The sequence below is a fragment of the Streptomyces griseicoloratus genome (assembly GCF_014534645.1).
Taxonomy (GTDB): domain Bacteria; phylum Actinomycetota; class Actinomycetes; order Streptomycetales; family Streptomycetaceae; genus Streptomyces; species Streptomyces griseicoloratus.
Genome location: NZ_JACVQF010000224.1, coordinates 89,208 through 104,444 on the forward strand (window position 1 = coordinate 89,208; position 15,237 = coordinate 104,444).

General features: G+C 74.3%; 16 protein-coding genes. 8 read left to right on the forward strand and 8 right to left on the reverse strand.

Translation table 11 applies throughout. From position 1 onward, the window contains the following. Nucleotides 1-62: 62 nt before the first annotated feature. The 3 genes from H0H10_RS32165 (at nucleotide 63) to H0H10_RS32175 (ending at nucleotide 2,988) form a co-directional block, all read left to right on the forward strand. On the forward strand, nucleotides 63-668 hold the full coding sequence (locus H0H10_RS32165; protein ID WP_188184690.1) for a GOLPH3/VPS74 family protein: 606 nt from the start codon (nucleotides 63-65) through the stop codon (nucleotides 666-668). Nucleotides 669-790: 122 nt separating this feature from the next. Then, a complete protein-coding gene (locus H0H10_RS32170) occupies nucleotides 791-1,999 on the forward strand; it encodes an NAD(P)/FAD-dependent oxidoreductase (RefSeq protein WP_188184691.1) in 1,209 nt (402 codons plus the stop codon). Between the two features lie 92 nt (nucleotides 2,000-2,091). Then, nucleotides 2,092-2,988 carry an RNA polymerase sigma-70 factor gene (locus tag H0H10_RS32175; protein WP_188184692.1) on the forward strand — a complete coding sequence of 299 codons (897 nt, stop codon included), beginning with the start codon at nucleotides 2,092-2,094 and terminating at the stop codon, nucleotides 2,986-2,988. 120 nt (nucleotides 2,989-3,108) lie between these two features. Here the strand turns inward: H0H10_RS32175 and H0H10_RS32180 are convergent, their stop codons facing one another. Beyond that, the gene (locus H0H10_RS32180; protein ID WP_188184693.1) at nucleotides 3,109-3,780 is read right to left on the reverse strand and encodes a hypothetical protein; all 672 of its coding nucleotides are present in this window, start codon (nucleotides 3,778-3,780) and stop codon (nucleotides 3,109-3,111) included. A gap of 239 nt (nucleotides 3,781-4,019) precedes the next feature. Between H0H10_RS32180 and H0H10_RS32185 the strand changes: the two genes are divergently transcribed. Continuing rightward, nucleotides 4,020-4,403: a hypothetical protein gene (locus H0H10_RS32185; protein ID WP_188184694.1), complete on the forward strand. Its 384-nt coding sequence runs from the start codon at nucleotides 4,020-4,022 to the stop codon at nucleotides 4,401-4,403. Nucleotides 4,404-4,497: 94 nt separating this feature from the next. On the opposite strand, the gene H0H10_RS32190 is transcribed toward H0H10_RS32185, so the two are convergent. The 3 genes from H0H10_RS32190 to H0H10_RS32200 all read right to left on the reverse strand — a co-directional run bounded on the left by H0H10_RS32190 (nucleotide 4,498) and on the right by H0H10_RS32200 (nucleotide 7,871). Next, nucleotides 4,498-5,316 carry a rhomboid family intramembrane serine protease gene (locus tag H0H10_RS32190; protein WP_188184695.1) on the reverse strand — a complete coding sequence of 273 codons (819 nt, stop codon included), beginning with the start codon at nucleotides 5,314-5,316 and terminating at the stop codon, nucleotides 4,498-4,500. A gap of 110 nt (nucleotides 5,317-5,426) precedes the next feature. After that, nucleotides 5,427-6,824, reverse strand: a complete 1,398-nt coding sequence (locus H0H10_RS32195; protein WP_188184696.1) for an FAD-dependent oxidoreductase — start codon at nucleotides 6,822-6,824, stop codon at nucleotides 5,427-5,429. A gap of 27 nt (nucleotides 6,825-6,851) precedes the next feature. After that, nucleotides 6,852-7,871 (reverse strand): DUF4349 domain-containing protein, encoded by a 1,020-nt coding sequence (locus H0H10_RS32200; RefSeq protein ID WP_188184697.1) that lies wholly within the window; start codon nucleotides 7,869-7,871, stop codon nucleotides 6,852-6,854. Nucleotides 7,872-8,032: 161 nt separating this feature from the next. On the opposite strand from H0H10_RS32200, the gene hemG reads away from it, so the two are divergent. Continuing rightward, nucleotides 8,033-9,496: a protoporphyrinogen oxidase gene (gene hemG / locus H0H10_RS32205; protein ID WP_188184698.1), complete on the forward strand. Its 1,464-nt coding sequence runs from the start codon at nucleotides 8,033-8,035 to the stop codon at nucleotides 9,494-9,496. 4 nt (nucleotides 9,497-9,500) lie between these two features. Further along, a complete protein-coding gene (hemQ, locus tag H0H10_RS32210) occupies nucleotides 9,501-10,232 on the forward strand; it encodes a hydrogen peroxide-dependent heme synthase (RefSeq protein ID WP_188184699.1) in 732 nt (243 codons plus the stop codon). 106 nt (nucleotides 10,233-10,338) lie between these two features. Here hemQ and H0H10_RS32215 read toward each other — a convergent pair whose 3' ends face one another. The 3 genes from H0H10_RS32215 to H0H10_RS32225 form a co-directional block, all read right to left on the reverse strand. Further along, nucleotides 10,339-11,127 (reverse strand): TIGR04222 domain-containing membrane protein, encoded by a 789-nt coding sequence (locus tag H0H10_RS32215; RefSeq protein WP_188184700.1) that lies wholly within the window; start codon nucleotides 11,125-11,127, stop codon nucleotides 10,339-10,341. Nucleotides 11,128-11,235: 108 nt separating this feature from the next. Beyond that, complete coding sequence (locus tag H0H10_RS32220; RefSeq protein ID WP_188184701.1) at nucleotides 11,236-12,546, reverse strand: MbnB/TglH/ChrH family RiPP precursor modification enzyme; 1,311 nt, start codon at nucleotides 12,544-12,546, stop codon at nucleotides 11,236-11,238. A 129-nt stretch (nucleotides 12,547-12,675) separates the two neighbouring features. Further along, the gene (locus H0H10_RS32225) at nucleotides 12,676-13,392 is read right to left on the reverse strand and encodes an aminoacyl-tRNA hydrolase (protein ID WP_309141941.1); all 717 of its coding nucleotides are present in this window, start codon (nucleotides 13,390-13,392) and stop codon (nucleotides 12,676-12,678) included. 91 nt (nucleotides 13,393-13,483) lie between these two features. Between H0H10_RS32225 and H0H10_RS32230 the strand changes: the two genes are divergently transcribed. Both H0H10_RS32230 and H0H10_RS32235 read left to right on the forward strand, forming a co-directional pair. Next, complete coding sequence (locus H0H10_RS32230; protein ID WP_188184703.1) at nucleotides 13,484-14,353, forward strand: ABC transporter ATP-binding protein; 870 nt, start codon at nucleotides 13,484-13,486, stop codon at nucleotides 14,351-14,353. Next, nucleotides 14,350-15,021 carry an ABC transporter gene (locus tag H0H10_RS32235; RefSeq protein ID WP_188184704.1) on the forward strand — a complete coding sequence of 224 codons (672 nt, stop codon included), beginning with the start codon at nucleotides 14,350-14,352 and terminating at the stop codon, nucleotides 15,019-15,021. The genes H0H10_RS32230 and H0H10_RS32235 overlap by 4 nt, the downstream gene beginning before the upstream one ends. On the opposite strand, the gene H0H10_RS32240 is transcribed toward H0H10_RS32235, so the two are convergent. After that, nucleotides 15,013-15,207: a hypothetical protein gene (locus tag H0H10_RS32240; RefSeq protein WP_188184705.1), complete on the reverse strand. Its 195-nt coding sequence runs from the start codon at nucleotides 15,205-15,207 to the stop codon at nucleotides 15,013-15,015. The genes H0H10_RS32235 and H0H10_RS32240 overlap by 9 nt on opposite strands. Nucleotides 15,208-15,237 lie beyond the last annotated feature (30 nt).

The window sequence follows — 15,237 nt, forward strand, 5'->3', positions numbered from 1 at the left end:
TTCGCTTCCCGCACCACATGGTGGTGGGACACGCCGCCGGTGCCTCTGACATGGAGTCCGACATGACCACACCCAGGGATCTGCTGATCGCCACCTTGGACGTCGCCTCCGACCGTCCCGTCGCACAGGGCGACCTCTCACTGGCCCTCGCGGGGGCGGAACTCATCGACCTCATCGACGCCGGAGCCGTCACCCTGGACGGTGACCGCATCGTGCCCGGCCCGCAGCGGGCCATGGGCGACCGCCTGCTGGACGGGGCCGTGTCGTCGCTCGACCGGGAGGTGCCGTACGAGTCCGTCGAGGACTGGCTGTGGCGCCGGGGCCGGGGCCTGGCCGAGGCCTACGGTGCCGCACTGGAGGCGGAAGGCCGGCTCACCCGGCAACGGCACCACTGGCTTCCCCGCAGGCCGGAGCGGACGGCGTTGGGCGACTCACCGGCCCGTCGCCACGCCGCCGAGCGCTGGACGTCGGGCGAGCCCGTCCTCGCCGGCCTCGCGGCCGCCATGGGGATCCGCGACGAGCCGGCCGACGACTTCGAGGGCCCCGGCGCCGAAGCGCTCGTCACCGTACTGGCCGCCGTCGGCGACGCGCTGTCGGAACTCGCGGCCGTACGGCAACAGCGGCAGATCGAAGAGGCGGCCTTCGACAACATCTGGCGAGAGCCGTGACCGGGGCCGGCATCGCGTAGACCGTCCGTGCGTCGCCCGTTGAGTGACCTGCCTCACAGCCTGTCACAGCTGCCGATGGCGCGGTGACTTATGGCCGAACACCTGGAAACGGAGGAGGCAGCATGACTGGGAACACGCACGTGGTCGTGATCGGTGGCGGATACGCGGGCGTGATGGCCGCGAACCGGCTGACGCGGCGCGACGACGTGTCCGTGACGCTGATCAACCCGCGCCCGGACCTTGTCCACCGGGTCCGCCTGCACCAACTGGTGGGCGGGTCCGACGACGCGGTCGTCGCCTACCGGGACGTCCTGGCCGACCGCGTCCGGCTGGTGGTCGACACCGTGACCCGGATCGACGTGGCCGCGCGCAGCGTGACGTCGGCGGCCGGTGCCACGCTCGACTACGACTACCTGATCTACGCCGTGGGCAGCGGCAGCGCCGAACCGAGCGTGCCCGGGGCCGCTGAGTCCGCCCACCCGCTCGCCACCCTGGAGGAGGCACAGCGGCTGCGTGCGGTCCTCGACGCCACACCCAAGACGGCCGCCGTGACGGTGGTCGGCGCCGGTCCGACCGGCATCGAGACCGCCGCCGAGCTGGCGGAGCAGGACCGCCGGGTGACCCTGGTCTGCGGCGGCGTTCTCGGCCCGTACCTGCACACCCGGGGCCGGCGGTCGGTCGCGAAGCGGCTGGCCAAGCTCGGCGTGACGGTCATCGACGGCCCGGACGCGAAGGTGACGGCGGTGGCCCGCGACGCCGTGCGGCTCGCCGACGGCCGTGAGCTGCCGAGCGAGGTCACCGTCTGGACCGTCGGCTTCGGCGTTCCCGACCTGGCCGCGCGCAGCGGGCTGAGCACCGACGCCGTGGGCCGCCTGCTCACGGACGAGACGCTGACGAGCGTGGACGACGAGCGTGTCCTCGCGGCCGGGGACTCGGCGGCACCGTCCGGCGTGCCGCTGCGGATGAGCTGCCTGAACGCGACGCCGTTGGGTGCGCGGGCCGCCGACACGGTCCTCAGCCGGCTCGCGGGCGAGCAGCCGGAGAACCTCCACCAGTCGATGTACGCCCAGTGCATCAGCCTGGGCCGAAGCGCGGGCATCTACCAGTTCGCCAACAGGTCCGACGTCGCGGTGTGGCTGCACATCGGCGATGGACTGGGCGCCAGGATCAAGGAACTGGTCTGCAAGGGCATCCCCAAGCACCTGGCCGACGAGGCGCGCAAGCCCGGTTCGTTCGGCCTGCACCGCATGCCGGGAGGTGTCGCCAAGCGCCGGGAGCTGCTGCGCGCCCACCGCGTCGAGGCACCGGCCGCCGCCGACCGGGCGGCCTGAGCGGCGCGTGCCGCGAGGACCGTGCCGTGGACGCACGCGAACGCGGTCGGCCGCCGGGGCCGGCCGCGACGGACGAGGGGGAAGGACGAGAGGTGAGCGACGACGCCACCGACCCGGTGACCGAGGCGTTCCTCGCCCACCGCAACCTGCTCTTCACGGTCGCCTACGAGGTACTCGGATCGGCGGCCGACGCCGAAGACGTCCTCCAGGAGACCTGGCTGCAATGGGTCAGGGCCGGCCAGGGGCAGGTGCGCGACCGGCGCGCCTTCCTGGTCCGTATCACCACCCGCCAGGCGCTCAACCGGCTGCGCACCATCAAGCGCCACCGGGAGGCGTACGTCGGGCCCTGGCTGCCCGAGCCGCTGCTCACCGCGCCGGACGTGGCCGAGGACGTCGAGCTCGCCGAGAGCGTGTCGATGGCGCTGATGCTCGTTCTCGAGACGCTGTCACCGACCGAGCGGGCCGTCTTCGTGCTGCGCGAGGTCTTCGACGTCGGCTACGACGAGATCGCGGCCGCCGTCGACAAGAGCCCGGCCGCCGTCCGCCAGATCGCCCACCGCGCCCGCCGGCACGTCGACGCCCGGCGCCCCCGCCGGGTGGTCTCCTCGTACGAGGGCCGAGCGGTCCTGGAGTCGTTCCGGCGCGCCGTCGAAACCGGGGACCCGCAGGCCCTCCTCGAGGTGCTCGCCCCCGAGGTAGTCCTGGTCAGCGACGGCGGCGGCATCAAGCACGCCGCGCTGCGGCCGGTCACCGGCGCCGAGCGGGTGGCCCGTATGTTCGCCGGTGGCATGGGCAGGTTCGAAGGCACGTTCACCACCGAACCGACCGTGGTCAACGGCAACCCGGCACTCCTCGTCCGCCTGGACGGCGAGATCGACGGGGTCATGGCGATCAGTGTCGAGGACGCCCGCATCACGGGCCTCTACTACGTCCGCAACCCCGAGAAACTCTCCCACGTCACATCCACGACCCCGCTCACCCTGCACTGAACACCGCCAGCCCTCGACGCGCGGCCCCTCCGGCCTTTGACGCGCGAGGGCCGGCGCATCAGCCGGGCGACTGTCCGGGCGACTCGCGATGCGCAGGATCGTCCGGCGGTGCTGCGAGCGTCATGCGCCCGAGCCGGCCAGCTCCTGTAGCTCCCCGTAGCCCTCCTTGTCGTGGCGGACCCGGACCAGCGCGTCGACGAGCCGGACGAACTCCCCGTCGTCCTGGACGAGTCCTTGCAGGGACTTCGCGTCGTGGCCCAGGGCGAGCCGATCGGCCGCGTCCAGTGCCTTCTTGTCCGCGAACGGGAGCAGTTCCTGCCAGAGCAACTGGGCCTCCCGGTAGAAGGCGTCGACGACGTCGTCGTCCACGTTGGCGAAATGCCGGAGGAGCTCGCGCTCCCGGTCCGGGTCGCGCCCGGCGTCCTCCCGCAGCTCCGACAGGTCGCCGCCGTGGTCCTCCTGCAGGTGCAGCGCGGCATCCGTCATCGCGGTACTGATCCGCTTGCGGTCGCCCTCCGGATACCCGGCGTCGGCGAGGACCCGCTCGATCTGCTCGCGGCCCGCCCGCAGCACCTGCCCGGCCGTCGACCACCTGCGTCCGCGCAGGGCCGTGAACGTGTCGACGGCGACCCCGGGCTCGACTCGCGCGTTCGTCAGCGCCGCCAACTGGAAGAGCTGATACAGCGCGTGCGGGTGGTTCTTCATGTGGATCTCGGCCTGCTCGGCGAGGCTGCTGCGCCCGTACCGCTCCAGCAGCGCCTCGACCACCCTCTCCTTCTCCGCCCGGGCCATGGCCCTCACCTCCCGAGGCTGTCCCTGCCCTGCCGGGTTCCCCCTTCTCCGCCCGGCCAGGCACGGCCCCCGCCCGGGCAGCTGATGACGTCCCGCGCCTGCTCAGCCGGGCTCGTCCTGCCTTCCACGGCCATGAGGACACTTCGGACGATCTTAGGATGGCGGGCGATCGCTGATGCGACCGGTGGGGATCGGCTCGTGAGGCCGGCGCCCTCACCATGACACGGAGGGGTACCGCCATGCTGACGTCCGTGCCCGTCGGATGGCTGTGGCTGCTGGCCATGGCGTCCACCGCCCTGTCCAGCTGCACCCTGGGCAGTTGGATCCCCTTGCGGAAGTTCCGTATCGCCTACCCGGTGATCATGGTCGTCGGCGGCGGGGTCCTGCTCCTCGTCTGCCGGCTGAACGGCATCGACGTGACCGGGGCGCTCGTCATGTACTCGTGTGCCCACATCGGCCTGACCCTCGGCCTGCTCCCCCAGCGGCAGCTGTTCAAGGAAGTGCTCGAGCGGTGGCGCAGGGGTGAGCCCACGGACCACATCAAGGTCCCGCGCCGTCACCAGGTCTTCTTCGGCGTCTGCCTGATCGGCGTCCTGCTCGTCGGCTTCGCGCTGACCCGCTGAGCGGCGCACGGCACCCGGCGCCGCAAGGCGAGTGCCGGCGCAAGCTCTGCGTGCCGAACCGCCGGGCAGCGACTGCGGCGTGTGCGGCCGGCTCCTACGGTGCCCGTCGGGCCTGGCGTCCGAAGAGGGGGCCGCGTGGCTCCGGTGGCGGGGGCGTGCCGGGCTTGAGGGGCCAGGCGAGGAGCATGCCGGCCGCGAAGCCGACCACGTGGGCGACGTAGGCGACGGTGCCGGCCGCGGAGACGCCCTGGCCGGCGGAGTAGAACGCCTGGAGGACGAACCACAGGCCCAGGACGATCCAGGCCGGCAGGCGCAGCGGCAGGAAGATCAGGAAGGGGACGAGGACCCAGACGCGGGCCTTCGGGTACAGCAGCAGGTAGGCGCCGAGGACGCCGGCGATCGCTCCCGAGGCGCCGATCAGCGGAGTGGTGGAGGTGGAGTCCGTGAGGGCGAACCCGTACGCGGACGCGTAGCCGCAGATGCCGTAGAAGATCAGGTAGCGCAGGTGGCCCATCCGGTCCTCGACGTTGTTGCCGAAGATCCACAGGAAGAGCATGTTGCCCAGCAGGTGCAGCCAGCTGCCGTGCAGGAACATCGCCGTCAGGACGCTCAGCTCCGGCGACTTGTCGTAGTCCGGCGGGCCGATCACACACCCCGGTCCCTGCGGTCCCACCCCGACGTCGCCCGTCGGCACCAGCCGGGGCATCCGGTGGTGGAGCAGTTCCTGCGGCACCGCCGCGTACTGGTCCAGGAACGCCTCGAGACGGCACGCCTGCGCGAGGCTCGCGTCGCCCGCGACGGAGCCGGCGAGGCCGGGGGTGAGCACGAAGACCAGGAAGTTCGCGGCGATCAGCGCGTACGTCACCCAGGGGGTGCTGCGCGCCGGGTTCACGTCATGGACGGGGATGACCACGAGGGACTATTGCCCGCAGGGGGATCGGTGAATCGGCGGGCCCCCCGAACGCCGCCCCCCGAACGCCGCCCCCCGCACACCGCCGTCCGGCTCCGCGTCCGCCGGCGCACTCAGGGCTGTTGTCCCACCGCCTTCGCCGCCTTGCGGGCGGCCACCAGCACCGGGTCCCAGACGGGGGAGAACGGCGGCGCGTAGCCCAGGTCCAGCGCGGTCATCTGTTCCACGGTCAGGCCGGCCGTGAGGGCCACCGCGGCCACGTCGACCCGCTTGCCCGCGCCCTCGCGGCCGACGATCTGGACGCCGAGGAGACGGCCGGTGCGGCGCTCGGCGAGCATCTTCACCGTCATGGGCGAGGCACCCGGGTAGTAGCCCGCCCGGCTGGTGGACTCGATCGTGGCCGTCACGAACTGCAGCCCCGCCCGGCGCGCGTCCTTCTCGCGCAGCCCGGTCCGCGCGATCTCCAGGTCGCAGACCTTGCTGACCGCGGTGCCGACCACGCCCGGGAACGTGGCGTAGCCGCCGCCCGCGTTGGTGCCGATGACCTGGCCGTGCTTGTTGGCGTGCGTGCCGAGGGCGATGTGCCGCTCCCGGCCGGAGACCAGGTCCAGCACCTCGACGCAGTCGCCGCCCGCCCAGATGTTCTCGTGCCCGCGCACCCGCATGGCCAGGTCGGTCAGCAGCCCCCCGTGGGCACCGAGCGGAAGACCGGCGTCCGCGGCCAGCGCGGTCTCGGGGCGCACGCCGATGCCGAGCACCACGACGTCCGCCGGGAACTCGGCGTCCTCGGTGGCCACCGCCCGCACCCGCCCGTCGTCGCCGGTGAGCAGCTTGGTGACCTCGGCGTCGTTCACCATGGTGATGCCGAGGCCCTCCATGGCCTCGTGCACCAGGCGGCCCATGTCCGGATCGAGCGTGGACATCGGCTCCCGGCCGCGGTTGACGACCGTCACCTCGTAACCGCGGTTGATCAGCGCCTCGGCCATCTCCACGCCGATGTAGCCCGCGCCGACGACCACCGCGCGCCGGGCACGCGTGCGCGTCAGGCTGTCCAGCAGCGCCTGCCCGTCGTCCAGCGTCTGCACGCCGTGCACGCCGGGCGCGTCCATGCCCGGCAGCTCCGGGCGGACCGGGCGGGCACCGGTCGCGATCACGAGCTTGTCGTACGACGTCCAGGACTCCGCCCCGGAGTCGACGTCACGCGCGCCTACCCGCCCCGCGGCGACGTCGATCTCCGTGACCTCGGTGCGCATCCGCAGGTCGATGTCCCGCGCCCGGTGCTCCTCGGGCGTACGGGCGATCAGCTTGTCCCGTTCGGGGACGTCGCCGCCCACCCAGTACGGGATGCCGCACGCCGAGAACGAGGTGAAGTGGCCGCGCTCGAACGCCACGATCTCCAGCTCGTCGGGCCCCTTCATCCGGCGTGCCTGTGACGCCGCGGACATCCCCGCGGCGTCACCGCCGATCACGACCAGTCGCTCTCTCGTACCCCTCGCGGCGCTCATGCTCATGCGAACACGCTACGGGCACGGGGCGTTTCAGTCCCGCTCACCGGCCGGGTCCTCGCCGGGCGCGGGCTCCGGCGCCCGCCGGGCCGTCGGCAGCGGGCCCAGTGCCGTCGTCATGGGCTCGGCGGCCGGGCGGCGCGGCAGCCGGGGCCGTACCACCCGCAGCCACAGCAGCACCAGCAGCGCCGCCACCACGGCGAACGGCAGCACCGCGCCCAGTGCCACCGCCAGCCAGCGCAGCATCGTCACGAACGCGTCCCAGCCGCCCGCCAGCGCGTCCGTGAACCCGGGGTCGTCGTCCTTCTCCGCGGGCTCCAGCGGGGTCTCCGACAGCGACAGGGTGATCGTCGCGAGGCTCGTACGGTCCTTCAGCGACTCCTGCTGGGCGAGCAGCGCCTCCAGCTCGGCCTGGCGGGAGCTCAGCTCGCCCTCCAGCGTCACCACGTCGCTGAGCTTCGTCGCCCGGTCCATCAGCTCGCGGACGCGGGCCACGCTGGCGCGCTGCGACTTGATGCGGCTCTCCACGTCGACGACCTGGTCGGTGACGTCCTCGGCCTTGGCGTCGCGCTCCAGGAGCTTGCCGGCGCCCTCCAGGTCGTCGAGGACCTCGTCGTACTTCCCGACGGGCACTCGCAGCACGACCCGGGTGTGCTCGTGGCCCTCCTCGTCCCGGCTGGTGTTCTCGTCGCCGATGTAGCCGCCGGCGTTCTCGGTCGTGGTGCGGGCCGCGTCCAGGGCCTTCGGGACGTCCTCGACCTGCACGGACAGCGACGCGGTGCGGATGATGTGGCTCGGCGCCACCTTGGGCGGCGCGGTGGCCTTCGAGCCCTCGGCCGCCCCGCCGCCGGCCGCACCCGCCCGGTCGTCGGCCTGCGGCGCGGCGGCCTCCTTGGCGGCGCCGCCGCCGGAGTCGGAGCCGCTGTCCGCGCCGCTGCACCCGGCCAGGGCGAGGGACGCGGCCAGCAGGAGCCCGCTCAGGGCGGCCGGGACGTGCCGTGCGGAGCGTCGGCGGGACGGGCGTGGTGAACGTGGTGAACGTGGTACGCGCATGTGGGCTTGCCCCCCGGGGTCGGTGACGACTGATGCTCCTACGACGCCGGGGCGGGCCCGGACGTTTGCCGGGAACGGTCCCGAAGAGGTCACGGTCCGGACTCGCACGGGACACCGGGCCTGCGGGAAGCGCCGCCGGCGGGGTCTGAGAGGCTGGGGACATGTGCGCAAGCGAGACCCGTGCGGGCACGGGGCATGTCGTCGTCATCGGGGCCGGGATCGCCGGACTGGCCGCCGCCCACCGGCTGCTCGGGCGCGGCGCGCGGGTGACCGTGCTGGAGGCCTCCGACCGCGTCGGCGGCAAGCTGCTGCCCGGCGAGATCGCCGGCGTGCGCGTCGACCTGGGCGCCGAGTCGATGCTGGCCCGCCGCCCCGAGGCCGTGGGCCTCGCCCGCGAGGTGGGCCTCGACGGCCGTCTCCAGCCGCCGGCCACCGCGACGGCCTCCCTGTGGACCCGCGGCACCCTGCGCCCCATGCCCAAGGGCCACGTCATGGGTGTCCCCGGCACCGCGTCCGCCCTGACCGGCATCCTCTCCGAGGAGGGCCTCGCCCGCATCGGGCGCGACGCCGAGCTGCCGCGCACGGAGGTCGGCGACGACGTGGCCGTCGGTGAGTACGTGGCGGCGCGCGTGGGCCGCGAGGTCGTCGACCGCCTCGTCGAACCGCTGCTGGGCGGCGTGTACGCGGGCGACGCGTACCGCATCTCGATGCGGTCGGCCGTGCCCCAGCTCTTCGAGGCCGCCCGGACCCACACCTCCCTGACCGAGGCGGTGCGCGGCATCCAGGGCCGGACGGCCGCCGCCCCGCAGCAGGGGCCGGTGTTCATGGGCATCGAGGGCGGCATCGGCACCCTCCCCCTCGCGGTCGCGGAGTCGGTCCGCGCCCGGGGCGGCGAGATCGTCACCGGGGCGCCGGTGACGGAGCTGCGCCGCACGGCACCGGTGGGCTGGCGGGTCGTCGCCGGCGACCGGGTCCTGCACGCGGACGCGGTGGTCGTGGCCGTACCGGCGCCCGCGGCCGCCGGCCTGCTCCGGGCGGAGGCCCCCGCCGCCGCGGCCGAGCTGGCCGCCGTGGAGTACGCCTCCATGGCCCTGATCACCCTCGCCTACCGCCGCTCCGAGGCCGCCGCGCTCCCCGAGGGCAGCGGCTTCCTCGTGCCCCCGGTCGACGGGCGCACCATCAAGGCGTCCACGTTCGCCTCCCGCAAGTGGGGCTGGATCGCCGACGAGGACCCGGACCTGGTCGTCCTGCGCACCTCCGTCGGGCGGTACGGCGAGACGGAGATCCTCGGCCGCGACGACGCCGGCCTCGTGGCCGTCTCCCGGCACGACCTGAAGGAGGCCACGGGCCTGGACGCCGCACCGGTCGCCACCCGCGTCACCCGCTGGCAGGACGGCCTGCCCCAGTACCCCGTCGGCCACCACGCGCGCGTGGCCCGCATCCGTGCGCACGTCGCCGAGCTGCCGGGCCTGGCCGTGTGCGGGGCGGCGTACGACGGCGTCGGCATCCCGGCGAGCATCGCGAGCGCCTACGCGGCGGTGGACCAGATCCACGGCGACCTGCGGGGTGTGGAGGAGCTCACCGCCCACCCGGTGCAGAGCCTGCACGGCGGAGCGGGAGAATAGGGCCATGAGTGACGACGCCTCCACCCCCGCCGCCGAGCGGATCCCCAACAAGGGCAAGCTGGCCAAGGACCTCAACGAGGTCATCCGCTACACCCTCTGGTCCGTCTTCAAGCTCAAGGACGTGCTGCCCGAGGACCGGGCGGGCTACGCCGACGAGGTCCAGGAGCTGTTCGACCAGCTCGCCGCCAAGGACGTGAAGATCCGCGGCACCTACGACGTGTCCGGTCTGCGCGCGGACGCCGACCTCATGATCTGGTGGCACGCCGAGACCGCCGACCAGCTCCAGGAGGCGTACAACCTCTTCCGCCGCACGAAGCTCGGCCGCGCGCTGGAGCCCGTCTGGTCGAACATGGCGCTGCACCGCCCCGCCGAGTTCAACCGCTCGCACATCCCGGCCTTCCTGGCCGACGAGACGCCCCGGAACTACGTCAGCGTCTACCCCTTCGTGCGCTCCTACGACTGGTACCTGCTGCCCGACGAGGACCGCCGCCGCATGCTCGCCGACCACGGCAAGATGGCCCGCGGCTACCCGGACGTGCGCGCCAACACCGTCGCCTCGTTCTCGCTGGGCGACTACGAGTGGATCCTCGCCTTCGAGGCCGACGAGCTGTACCGCATCGTCGACCTCATGCGGCACCTGCGCGGCTCCGAGGCCCGCATGCACGTCCGCGAGGAGGTCCCGTTCTTCACGGGCCGTCGCAAGGACATCGCCGAGCTGGTGGCCGGACTGGCCTGACCGGCGGCCGGCCCGGGATCCCGCCGGGCCACGGCCTCGGGCGCGGGGCGCGGTACGCGTCCCGCGCCGTGAGGCGGGCCCCCGCGCAGGTGCGCCCCGCCTGCCCTCACCGCTCCCGGTACTCCTCCAGGTGCTCCTCGCGGTGGGCGAAGGCCGCGCGCAGGTCCGGTTCGCCGACCGCGTGGACGCCCAGGACGGCGACGGACGTCAGATACGTACGGTCGTCGACGGTGCCGCCGGACTGCCGGGCGAGGCCGGCGAGCAGCCGCTGCCCGGCCGGGGAGGCCCAGCGCGAGTACGGGTGCACCTCCATCCGCGCGATGGCGAGGCAGCTCAGGGTCAGCGCGAGGGGCAGCGCGAACCACAGGGCGACCAGGTGCCGCGGCACGTCCGTCGGAACGGGCAGCGCCAGGGCCACCGCGCCCAGCACGCACACGGCCACGGCGGCGAACCGCACCCGCCGGACCCCGGCCGCGACCGAGCGGGCACCGTCCGGTACGGCGAGACCCGCGCTGACGAGCCGGTCGGCCAGGCCCCGCACCGCGTCCGCGGCGGCAGCGGCGGCCCGTACGGGGGCTATCCGGGACTGTCCCTCCGGCCCGATGGCACCTATCACGGAGCGCTCCATGTCGTCCCGCCCGCGCGGGTCGACCACGGTCGCCCAGCCGGTGTGGGCGAGCAGCAGACGTCGCTGCCGGGCCATCGACACGAGCGTCAGGTCGGCGACCCGCCGCGGCCCGCCGGACAGGAACGCCGCCTCGTACAGCGTCAGATCGTGTCCGCGGCCGGCACCGCGACTGTCGACGGCCGCGTCACGCACGGCCGCCAGGCACAGCCGTGTGCAGGCGGTGGCGGCGACGATCCAGGCCGGCAGCAGGAGAAGGACCCAGAACATGCCGTTTTTCTATGCCAAGGGCTTTCGCCGGCGCCATGCCCTGTTCACATTCCGGGACGCAGTGTTGTGGGTATGTGACGTTCCGTTTGATATGGGCGGCCGGGCGGCTCACCGCCGCAGCAGCGCCCGCCTGGTCGCACGCGCCAGCCGCACCGCCGGCCGCTGCGAGCGCGGCACCGGTCCCGAGCGCTCCAGCCACCACTCCCGCAGCTCCCGCCGCGCCCGGGCGTCCTCCGGCCGCCCGGCCCGCCACAGCTGCTCGGCGAAGTCCAGCGCGTCCCGCCGGTAGCCGCCGGTCATCGGATGCCCCTGGGCGTAGGCGAGATAGGCGGGGCGGTAGGCCGCGCCGAGGATCTCCGGCAGCTCGGGTGCGACCTTGGCCACCACGTCCGCCCGCTTCCCGGCGAGCGCCCGCGCCTGCACCTTCAGCCGCATCCGGTCGAACCCTTCGGGCACGGGCGTACCGGCGACCAGCGCGGACAGCAGCGCGGTCTGCGCGAGGGCGAGCCCCCGGCGCGCCGGCTCGGTCCCGGCGGACGGCTCCGCGGCCCGCGGGGACGGCCGGGCGGAGCCGGCGGGCGCCCGGCCCGAGGCCCGCCCCTTCTCCACGGCGGTGCGGATCGCCTCCACCTCGCCCGTCAGCTCCGCCGGCCCGGGGAAGTTCTCGTCCCGCTCCAGGAGCACGCCCGGCGGCGCCACGCGCGAGGCGAGGTCGGTCAGGATGTCGAGGACCGGCTGCGGCACGGGGTGGGCGTGGCTGTCGTGCCAGACGCCGTCCCGCTCGAAGCCGCCCGCGACATGGACGTAGGCGATGGCCTCCAGGGGCAGTTCGGCGAGCGCCAGGCCCGGATCCTCACCGCGGTTGACGTGGTTGGTGTACAGGTTCGCCACGTCGATCAGCAGCCGGACCCCGGTGCGGTCGGCCAGCTCGTACAGGAACTGACCCTCCGTCATCTCCTCGCCGGGCCAGGAGAACAGCGCGGCGATGTTCTCGACGGCGAGCGGCACGGGCAGCGCGTCCTGCGCGATGCGGACGTTCTCGCACAGCACGTCGAGCGCGTCCCGGGTGCGCGGCACGGGCAGCAGGTGCCCCGCCTCCAGTCGCGGGGAGGCGGTCATGGGCCCGCCCGCCCGGACGAACGCGATGTGCTCGGTGACCAGCGGCGAACCCAGTACCTGAGCCCGCTCGGCGAGCGCCGCGAGCCGCGCCGGGTCGGGCCGCTCGGCACCACCGAGCCCCAGCGAGACGCCGTGCGGCACGACGGTCACGCCGCGGCCGCGCAGCCGCAGCAGCGAGTCGGGAAGATGCCCGGGGCAGACGTTCTCGGCCACGACCTCGACCCAGTCGATTCCCGGCATGCGCTCGACGACGCCGGCGATCTCCGGCCGCCACCCGATGCCCGTCCCCACCCGCTCCATGGTCCGTCCCCCTCTTCCGCGCCGGCTCCGCACGCTCGACGGGGGTATGGCCCGCACGGCGGGAGGCGAATCCCGGGGAGGGCATGTTCAGAGCAAGATCTGAGGTTGCCGCCGGACTTCGTCGTACGCCTACCGCAATGCCGGGTGGTCCGCCACCACCGTGCACGAGCCCGGGGCGATCTCGGTGAAGCCGGCGTCGCGGACCGTCGGCAGGCCGCTCGTGGTGAGGCGGGCCCAGTGGGCGGGGTCCGGGGTGCGTACCGCGAGGGGGAAGCCCGCATCGCGCCAGGCGGTCCGCTCCTCGTCGTCCAGTTCCCACCAGGCGAGCTGGGCTCCGTGGCCGGCCTGTGCCATGGCCTTGCCGGCCGACATGCCGAGGCCGGGGTTCATCCACAGCACCGGTGCGGCCGGGCCGGCGGCCACCGGGGGCTCGGGGTCGTCGAGTTCGGTGCCGGAGACCTGAAGGCGGGCCAGGTCCTTGGGCCAGCCGTCCAGCGGGACGGGCGGGAAGACCCGTACCTCCGCCGTCTTGCCGGTGACCGTGATGCCGGGCAGCGCCTCGGCCCGCCGCCATTCGGCGCCCCGCGCCCGGCGCACGACCTTGCGGATGCGGGCGTCCTGCCAGTCCCGCATGGCCTGCGCCCACTCGCCGTCGCCGGCCGAGCGGGCGTCGGCGAGCATTACCAGCACGGCACGGGCCGCGGTCTCCAGGGCGTCCGTACGGGCCGGCGGCGCGGCCCGCTCGATGCGTACGACCAGCGGCAGGACGAACTGCGGGGCGAGGTCGCGGTCGCCGGGCTCGGCGCGGAAGGGACTGTCGGTCACGGGTGTCGGATCCTGGCTCACGGCGTCCAGTGTGCCAGCCGGCCATGTCGCGACCGGACTCGCTCCGGAGTACCGGACCCGCTCCGGGGTGCGGGGAGGAGAGGATGGCCCCATGCAACGCGAGCTGCGTCTGGACAACGTGGGCCGCCGCCACAGCCTGCGCGGCCCCTGGGTGCTGCGCGGCGTCGACCTGGCCGTCGCGCCCGGCACCCTGGTCCGCGTCGAGGGAGCCAACGGCACCGGCAAGTCGACCCTGCTGCGCCTGATCGCCGGGATCGACGCGCCCACCGAGGGACGCGTCACCGGGCGGCCGCGCACCGCGTACGTGCCCGAGAGGTTTCCGTCCGCGCTGCCCTTCACCGCCCTCGCGTATCTCATCCGGCTCGGCACGGTGCACGGTCTGTCCCGCCGGCAGGCGGCCGGTGCGGCCGGGCAGTGGCTGGAGCGGCTGGGGGCCGCCGGGTACGCGCGGACGCCGATGGCCCGGCTGTCCAAGGGCAGCAGCCAGAAGGTGGCGGTGGCCCAGGCCCTGCTCGGCGAACCGGAGCTGCTGGTGCTCGACGAGGCATGGACCGGCCTGGACGCCGGTGCCCGGGCCGAACTGGAGCGGGCGGTGGCCGAGCGGACGGCGGCGGGCGGTGCCGTCGTCTTCGTCGACCACGACCCGGGCCGCCTGGCGGGCGCCCCCGACGCGACGTACACCGTGCGCGACGGCACCCTGCACCGGCGAGAGCGCCCGGCGACGGCACCGGCCGGACCGCGGGTGACCGTCCGGGTGCAGGGCCCGCCGGGCGGCCGGCTGCCCGCCGACGCGCACCGGATCGCCGCCCTGGCCGAGGAGACCGCGCCGGGCACCCACCTGCTCACCGTCCCCGCCTCCCACTCCGACGTCCTGCTGCGCACGCTGCTGACGGCCCGGCCGCCCTGGCACGTGGTGAGCGTGGCGACCGAGGAACCGCACGGCCCGGAGGACCGCCGGTGACCGCCCTGCTGCGTTACCAGACCGCCCTGCTGCTCCGCTCCCAGCGCTGGGTGCCGCCGCTCGTCGTGTACGCCGCCGCCCTGGCCGTCGGCGTACAGGGAGGGCAGCCGGTGCTCGACTCGCTGGGCTGGGCCGCCGCCGTGCTGCTGCCGGTCGCGGCCTGGCTGGTGCGGATCTGCGTCACGGGCGAGCCGCCCGCGGCCCGCGCCTGCGTGTCCGCGGCCGGCGGGCCCGCGCGGGCGCATCTGGCGTCCGTGCTGGTGGGGCTGGGGGCGGCGACCGCGCTGGGCGGGGCGGCGACCGTCGTCGTCACGCTGATCAGCGACCCGGTGAGTTCCGGGCACGGCACCCGGGTGCCCTCGCTCCAGGCGGGCGGCTCCGGGCTGCTCGCCGTGCTGGTGTGCGCCCTGCTGGGCACCGCCGTGGGCGCGCTCACCTCCTGGCCGGTGCTGCGCTCGCCCGGCCGTGCCGTCCCCGCGCTGCTGCTCGCCGCCCTGCTCGCCCTGGTGGCGACGGGGTCCCCGGCGCACGCGGCGGTCACCGCACTGGTCACCGGCTCACGGTCGGGCACCGTGCCGCTCCCCCTCCTGCCGCTGGCCGCCGCGGTCCTGGTCACCGCCGCCGTGACCGCAGTGACCTGTGCGCTCACCGCCCGCAGATCAGCCTGAGCACGACGTGCGCTGGGCCTCCTGCCACTCGCAGGGCGGGCAGAGGGTGATCCCCTTGTACGACTCCGGGTACTCGGTCGGCTCCCGGCACAGCACGCACTCCGCGTACGGCGGGCCGTCGGCCTTGGGCGGCCTGGCCGCGTCGATCAGGCAGTAGTCGTTCGGGCCCTGGTCGTCGTCGCTCATGTCTCCAGCCTAGGCCGGTCGCAGGCCCGT